The sequence below is a fragment of the Achromobacter sp. DMS1 genome, assembly GCF_001270295.1.
This window is the reverse complement of the sequence record NZ_LHSJ01000236.1, coordinates 1-6695: the sequence shown is the minus strand read 5'-3', so window position 1 is coordinate 6695 and position 6695 is coordinate 1. Positions and strand designations below refer to the sequence as shown.

The window sequence follows — 6695 nt, the reverse complement described above, 5'->3', positions numbered from 1 at the left end:
CGCTCGCTGGCGGCCGGCGCGGCGCTGGCGTTGGCGCTGGCCGCCGGCCTTTCGACGCCCGCGCCGGTGCGGGCGGCCGGCGGGGCGGCCGGGCCGGTCACGGAGTACCCCGCGCCGCAGCCCTCGGCGCGCAGGCTGGTCGTGGCCGGCCCCACCGATACCCCGGTGGTGGCGCCGCTGATCCTGGGCTTCCAGGCGCAGCACCCCGACGTGTCGGTGCAGTACCGCGAGATGGGCAGCCGCGAGCTCTACGAGGCGGCCGTCGCCGGCCGGCTCGTAGACGTGGACGTGCTGATGAGCTCGGCGTCCGACCTGCAGATCCGGCTGGCCAACGACGGCTACGCGCAAAGCTACGCCTCGCCGATGGCGGCGCGGCTGCCTTCCTGGGCCGTGTGGCGCCACGAAGTATATGGTTTCACTTTCGAGCCGGCCGTGATCGTCTACAACCCGCGCCGCTACACCGAAGACACCGTGCCGCGCTCGCGCCAGGATCTGCTGCGCAGCCTGGAACAGGATCAGGTCCGGCTGCATGGACGCGTCGGCACCTATGACATCGCTGCCAGCAGCGTGGGCTACCTGATGGCCGAGCAGGACGAGCTGGTGTCCTCCAATTTCTGGGGGCTGGCCAATGCCTTCGGCAAGGTCGGCGTGCGCCTGTCGGCCACCAGCGCCGAGATCCTGGACGCCATCGAGCGCGACGAGCTCGACCTGGGCTACAACGTCCTGGGTTCCTACGCGCTGTCGCGCCAGGCCGCGGGCGCGCGCATCGGCGTGGTGTTTCCGCAGGACTATGTGCTGGTGCTGGCGCGCTCGGTGCTCATCGCCCGCCATGCGCCGCATCCGCAACTGGCGCACGCGCTGGTGGACTGGCTGCTCTCGCCCGCCGGGCAGCAGGTGGCGTCCAGCCACGCCGCGCTGGGCTCCATCATGGAAGACACGCCCGGCCGCTGGACCTCGGAGGCGGTGCTGGCCCGCTCGCAAGGCATCGTGCAGCCCGTGGTGCTGAGCCCGGCCCTGCTCGTCGGCCTGGACCAGCGCCGGCATTCGCGCTTCGTGCAGAACTGGATCCGGCTGGTTACGGATACGCCGAGGTAGGCCCCCCCAGCGCCTTCGGCGCCCGACTTGGCGGGGCGGAGTCCGTTTTTTCCGGGAAGGGATTGCGGGATTTCCCCTAGGAGGGGAATGCGGGATGACAGGACGGCGACAGACGGGGGCTCCTAAGATGGCTGGCAAGCGGGCCGCGAGCGTCCGCCACTGACCCTATTCGGAGACGAGATCCATGCTTGCCCATTCCAGACTGGCGGCCGCCTGCGCCGCCGCATTCGCCCTTGCCGCCGGCGCCGCCTATGCGCAACCAGTGCCCGCCGGCTATCCTGCCGATTATCAGAAGATCATCGACGGCGCCAAGAAAGAAGGCAAGGTCGTCATCTACTCGACCACCGACACCAAGGCGGCCGGCCCCATCATCCAGGGCTTCGAGGCCATGTACCCCGGCATCAAGGTCGAGTACAACGACATGAACAGCACCGAGCTGTACAACCGCTACATCAGCGAGCAGGCCGCCGGCGGCGGCAGCGGCGACGTGGTGTGGAGCTCGTCCATGGATTCGGCGCTGAAGCTGGCCACCGACTACTCGCTGCAGTACAAGTCGCCCGAAACGCCGAAGCTGCCGGCCTGGTCCGTCTGGAAGGAACGCGCCTACGGCACCACCTACGAACCCGCGGTGTTCATCTATAACAAGCGCCTGATCCCGCAGAACGAGGTGCCGACCACCCACGAGGCGCTGGGCAAGCTCATCGCCAGCCAGCCGGACAAGTTCAAGAACAAGGTCACCACCTACGACATCGAGAAATCTGCCGTGGGCTTCATGCTGGCGGTGCAGGACAAGGCCAACGATCCCCACTACTTCGACACGCTCAAGAACGTCGCCAAGGGCGGCCTGGTGGTGCAGTCTTCCACCGGCACCATGATGGAGCGCGTATCCTCGGGCGAGAACCTGGTGGGCTACAACATCCTGGGCTCCTATGCCGAGACGCGGGCCAAGAAAGACCCCTCGCTGGGCGTTTCCTATCCCACGGACTACACGCTGGTGCTGTCGCGCGTGGCCTTCATCAGCAAGAAGGCCAAGAACAAGAACGCCGCCAAGCTCTGGATGGATTACCTGCTCTCCAGGAAAGGCCAGGAAATCATGGCCAACCAGGCCGACCTCGCTTCGGTGCGCGACGACATCGAGGGCGACAACGACGTGGACGGCATGACCAAGAAGCTGGACAAGGCGCTCAAGCCGATTCCCGTGAACGAATCGCTGCTGGAGTACCTGGAGCAGAACAAGCGCCTGGAATTCATCAAGCAGTGGCGCGCGGCCGCAGGCAAGTGATACGCCCCGCGCCGGCGTGGGGCAGGCAGGCCCGCCCGGTGCAAGGGGGGCGGGGCCGGCGGCCCCGCCCCGGCGCGATTTACCCAGACCACAGGATTTCCCATGCAGTCCATGCGCAGAAAATGGCAGTCGCTGCCGCGCGGCGTGGTGGTGCTGATCGCGGCGCTGGCGATCTACGCGCCGCTGTCGTTCATCATCATCCAGAGCTTTCTGTCGGCGCCGTTCTTCCAGCCGTCCAAGAGCTTCGGCCTGGACGCGTTCCGCTTCATCTTCGCGGACCCCGATTTCTACAAGGCGCTCAGGAGCGGCTTCATCCTGGCTTTCGGGCTGGCCGCCATCGCCATCCCGCTGGGCGGCATGCTGGCCTTTCTCATGATCCGCACCGACCTGCCCGGACGGCGCTGGATCGAGCCGCTGATCCTGGTGCCCGTATTCGTCTCGCCCATGGTGCTGGGCTTCGGCTACGTGGTGGCCGCGGGGCCGGTGGGCTTTTTCTCGACCTGGGTGCAGAGCGTGCTGGGCTTCGTGCCCTGGAACGTCTACTCGCTGGCCAGCATCGTCATCATCGCCGGCCTCACGCACGTGCCTCACGCATACCTTTATATTTCGTCGGCGCTGCGCAGCATGGGCTCCGACGTGGAAGAGGCCGCGCGCGTCTCGGGCGCGTCGCCGCTGCGCGTCATGGTGTCGGTCAGCCTGCCCATGGTGCGCCCGGCCATGCTGTACGCCACGGTGCTGCTGTTCTTCCTCGGGCTGGAAGTGTTCGGCCTGGTGCTCGTGCTGGGCGACCCGGAAGGCAACCTGGTGCTGGCCACCTATCTGTACAAACTGACCAACAAGCTGGGCATTCCCTCGTATCACCTGATGGCCGCCGTCGCGGTGGTGCTGATCTGCATGACCGTGCCGCTCGTCATGCTGCAGCGCCGGCTGATGCGCACCGCCAACCGCTTCGTCACGGTCAAGGGCAAGGCGTCGCGCGCCCGCCCGCTGCCGCTGGGCAAGTGGCGCTGGGCGGCCGGCGCGGTGGTGGGCCTGTGGCTGCTGGTGGCCGTGGTGGTGCCCCTGCTGGGCGTGCTGCTGCGGGCCTTCGTGTCCAACTGGGGCATGGGCGTATCGCTCTGGGATGTGCTCTCGCTGGATGCGTTCCGCAATGTGTTCGCCCAGCCCAACCTGATCCGCGCCATCGTCAACTCGGTGGCCATCGGCGTGTTCGGCGGCGCGCTGGCCGTGCTCTGCTACCTGTTCGTCGGGCTGGCCATGCACCGCAAGCAGGACAACGTGACGCGCTTTCTCGATTACAGCGTGCTGGTGCCGCGCGCCGTGCCCGGGCTGCTGGCGGGCCTGGCCTTCCTGTGGGTGTTCCTGTTCGTGCCGATGTGGCTGGACAACGCTCTGGACGTGGACGAAGGCGGCTGGCTCTCGGCCCTGCCTTTTGCCGAGTGGCTGCGCGACAACGTCGTGGAATGGCTGCGCGCGGTGCGCAGCACCATCTTCAGCGTCTGGCTGGCCTACACGGTGGTCTGGATGGCCTACGGCCTGCGCCTGATCTCCTCCACCCTGCTGCAGGTGGGGCCCGAGCTGGAAGAGGCGGCCCGCAGCGCCGGCGCGCGCAGCGGCCAGGTCACGCGGCACGTGACCGTGCCGCTGGCCAAATACGGGCTGATCGGGTCGTGGCTGCTGATGTTCCTGATCTTCGAGCGCGAATATTCGACCGGGGTGTACCTGCTGTCGCCCGGCACCGAGACTATCGGCTCCATGCTGGTGTCGCTGTGGGCCTCGGGCGCCATCGACATCGTGGCCGCGCTTTCCTTCATCAATATCGTTCTGGTCGTGATCGGCCTGGGCATTGCCCTGCGATTCGGAGTCAAACTTCATGATTGAGCTTTCCGTCGAAGACCTGCACCTGGATTACGGCGACAACCCCGTGCTCAAGGGCGTGTCGATGCAGTTGCGCCAGGGCGAGGTGGTTTCCCTGCTGGGGCCGTCGGGCAGCGGCAAGACCACGCTGCTGCGCGCCGTGGCGGGCCTGGAGGCCCCAAAGCGCGGGCGCATCGCCATCGGCGAGCGCACCGTCTACGACGGCGCGGCCGGCCGCGAAGTGCCCGCCGAGGACCGCAACCTGGGCCTGGTGTTCCAGTCGTACGCGCTCTGGCCGCACAAGACCGTGTTCGACAACGTGGCCTATCCGCTCAGGCTGCGCAAGACGCCCTCGTCCGAAGTGCGCGAGCGCGTGCAGAACGTGCTGAACCAGCTCGGCCTGGGCGCGCTGGGCGCGCGCCATCCGCACCAGCTCTCGGGCGGCCAGCAGCAGCGCGTGGCCATCGGCCGCGCCCTGGTCTACAGCCCTCCCGTCATCCTGCTGGACGAGCCCCTCTCCAACCTGGACGCCAAGCTGCGCGAGGAAGCGCGCGCCTTCCTGCGCGAGCTCATCATCCGCCTGGGCCTGTCCGCGCTCATGGTGACGCACGACCAGAGCGAGGCCATGGCCATATCCGACCGCATCCTGCTCCTGAACAACGGGAAGATCGAGCAGCAGGGCACGCCGCAGGAAATGTACGGCTCGCCCGCCACCCTGTTCACGGCCGAGTTCATGGGCAGCAACAACCGCCTGGACGGCCGGGTCGCCGAAGTGCGCGACGGCCGCGCCCGCATCGAGGGCGCGGGCTGGGCGCTGTGGGGCCGGGCCAGCGCCGGCGTGGCCGCGGGCCAGGACGCCACCGCCGTGATCCGGGTGGAGCAGGTGAGGCTGGCCGACGACCCTGACGGCAACCACCTCGACATGCCGCTGCTGACCAGCATGTACCTGGGCGACCGCTGGGAATACCTGTTCCGCACGCCCGGCGACGACCTGGCGCGCTCCCTGGCCCTGCGCGCCTACGGCGCGGAAGGCCGCGAGCCGGGTCCCTGCCGGCTGGCGCTGCCGGCCGACAAGGTGTGGGTGTTCCCGCGCGAGACGGCCGCCCGCTGACAAGGACGGCCGCCGTTGCGGGCGGAGCTGTTACAGAGTCCGCGTCCGCGCGCGGCGCGAAGGGAGTCGCTCTACAATGCGTCTCGTGCGTATCCATGCTGACACTCCCTCCGCGCTGGGCGCCTGCCTGCGGTGGCTGGGCGAGCCCGCCCAGCACTACCTGCGTATCGGCCTGGCGATCTCGCTGCTGGTGCACGCCGCTGCGCTGGCGTGGCGCTTTGGCGCGCCCGCGTTGCAGCGGCCGCCGGCCGCCGGCCTGGAGGTGGTGCTGCTGAACGCGCGCAGCGAAACGCCCCCCGATGCCCCCCGCGTCATCGCGCAGAACGCCATGACGGGCGGCGGCAACGCCTCGCAGGGGATGGCTTCCACGCCGCTGCCCCGCACCGGCCAGTCTGCCGAAACCATCGTGCTGGAAGCCACGCGCCAGCGCCAGATGCAGCTCGAAGCCGAACAGGCGCGCCTCATGACCCAGCTGCGTTCGGCCGACAAGGCGGGCGTGGAGCGGCCGGCGGTCAATCCCTGGCCCGAGGGCAGCGAGCCCGGCAACGACGCGCAGGACCAGGCCAGCGTGATCCAGAACGCCCAGGTCGCCGCGCTGGCCGCCCGCGTGCGGCAATACAGCGCCGAGCCGCGCAAGCAGTTCGTCGCCCCGTCCGCCGAGGCGTCGCGCTATGCCGCCTACCTGGACGCCTGGCGCAGCCGCATCGAAGCCATCGGCACGCGCAACTATCCCGACGAGGCCCGGGGACGCATCTACGGCTCGCTGCGCATCACCGTCACCGTGCGCAGCGACGGCAGCATCGGCGGCGTCGAGATCGACCAGCCCTCGCCGCACGCGGTGCTCAACCAGGCGGCGCGGCGCATCGTACAACTGGCCGCCCCCTTCCCGCCCTTCCCGCCCGACATCGCGCGCGACACCGACGAGCTGGTCATCACCCGCACCTGGCATTTCATCAACGACACTCTGGAAACCGAAGCCCCATGACCGAGGCGTCCCCTCCCGCCCGCTATGCCGTCATCGGCAACCCCATCGCGCACAGCCGCTCGCCTCAGATCCACGAGATGTTCTCCCGCCAGACCGGCCGGCCGCTGCGCTACGAGCGCCTGCTGGCTCCGGTGGACGGCTTTGCCGCGGCGGCGGCCGCCTTCGCGGCGGAAGGCGGCCAGGGCATGAACGTGACGGTGCCTTTCAAGCAAGAGGCGTACAGGCTTTGCGGCGCGCGGCTGTCCGACCGGGCGCGGCTGGCCGGGGCGGTCAACACCCTGACCTGGCGCGGCGGCGCCTGGCACGGCTGCAATACCGACGGCGTGGGGCTGGTAGGCGACCTGCTGCGGCTCGGCGTCGCCCTC

The 6695-nt window shown here is 68.9% G+C and carries 5 protein-coding genes and 1 pseudogene; all 6 read left to right on the top strand.

The window, feature by feature from the left end; all coding sequences use genetic code 11:
* The coding region (locus AD428_RS20930; RefSeq protein WP_152968182.1) for an ABC transporter substrate-binding protein at nucleotides 1-1095 on the top strand (1095 nt) is incomplete at its 5' end.
* A 184-nt stretch (nucleotides 1096-1279) separates the two neighbouring features.
* On the top strand, nucleotides 1280-2377 hold the full coding sequence (locus AD428_RS20925) for an ABC transporter substrate-binding protein (protein WP_053246457.1): 1098 nt from the start codon (nucleotides 1280-1282) through the stop codon (nucleotides 2375-2377).
* Nucleotides 2378-2479: 102 nt separating this feature from the next.
* On the top strand, nucleotides 2480-4258 hold the full coding sequence (locus AD428_RS20920) for an ABC transporter permease (RefSeq protein WP_053246456.1): 1779 nt from the start codon (nucleotides 2480-2482) through the stop codon (nucleotides 4256-4258).
* The gene (locus tag AD428_RS20915) at nucleotides 4251-5345 is read left to right on the top strand and encodes an ABC transporter ATP-binding protein (RefSeq protein ID WP_053246455.1); all 1095 of its coding nucleotides are present in this window, start codon (nucleotides 4251-4253) and stop codon (nucleotides 5343-5345) included. The genes AD428_RS20920 and AD428_RS20915 overlap by 8 nt, the downstream gene beginning before the upstream one ends.
* 76 nt (nucleotides 5346-5421) lie before the next feature.
* A complete protein-coding gene (locus tag AD428_RS20910; protein WP_082308527.1) occupies nucleotides 5422-6330 on the top strand; it encodes a TonB family protein in 909 nt (302 codons plus the stop codon).
* Nucleotides 6327-6695: pseudogene (gene aroE / locus AD428_RS20905) on the top strand (shikimate dehydrogenase); the annotation flags it as partial. The gene AD428_RS20910 and the pseudogene aroE, both read left to right, overlap by 4 nt.

Coding starts and splice junctions, on each gene's coding strand:
- AD428_RS20915 (WP_053246455.1), top strand. CDS start 4,251: ATGATTGAGCTTTCCGTCGAAGACCTGCACCTGGATTACGGCGACAAC.
- AD428_RS20925 (WP_053246457.1), top strand. CDS start 1,280: ATGCTTGCCCATTCCAGACTGGCGGCCGCCTGCGCCGCCGCATTCGCC.
- AD428_RS20920 (WP_053246456.1), top strand. CDS start 2,480: ATGCAGTCCATGCGCAGAAAATGGCAGTCGCTGCCGCGCGGCGTGGTG.
- AD428_RS20910 (WP_082308527.1), top strand. CDS start 5,422: ATGCGTCTCGTGCGTATCCATGCTGACACTCCCTCCGCGCTGGGCGCC.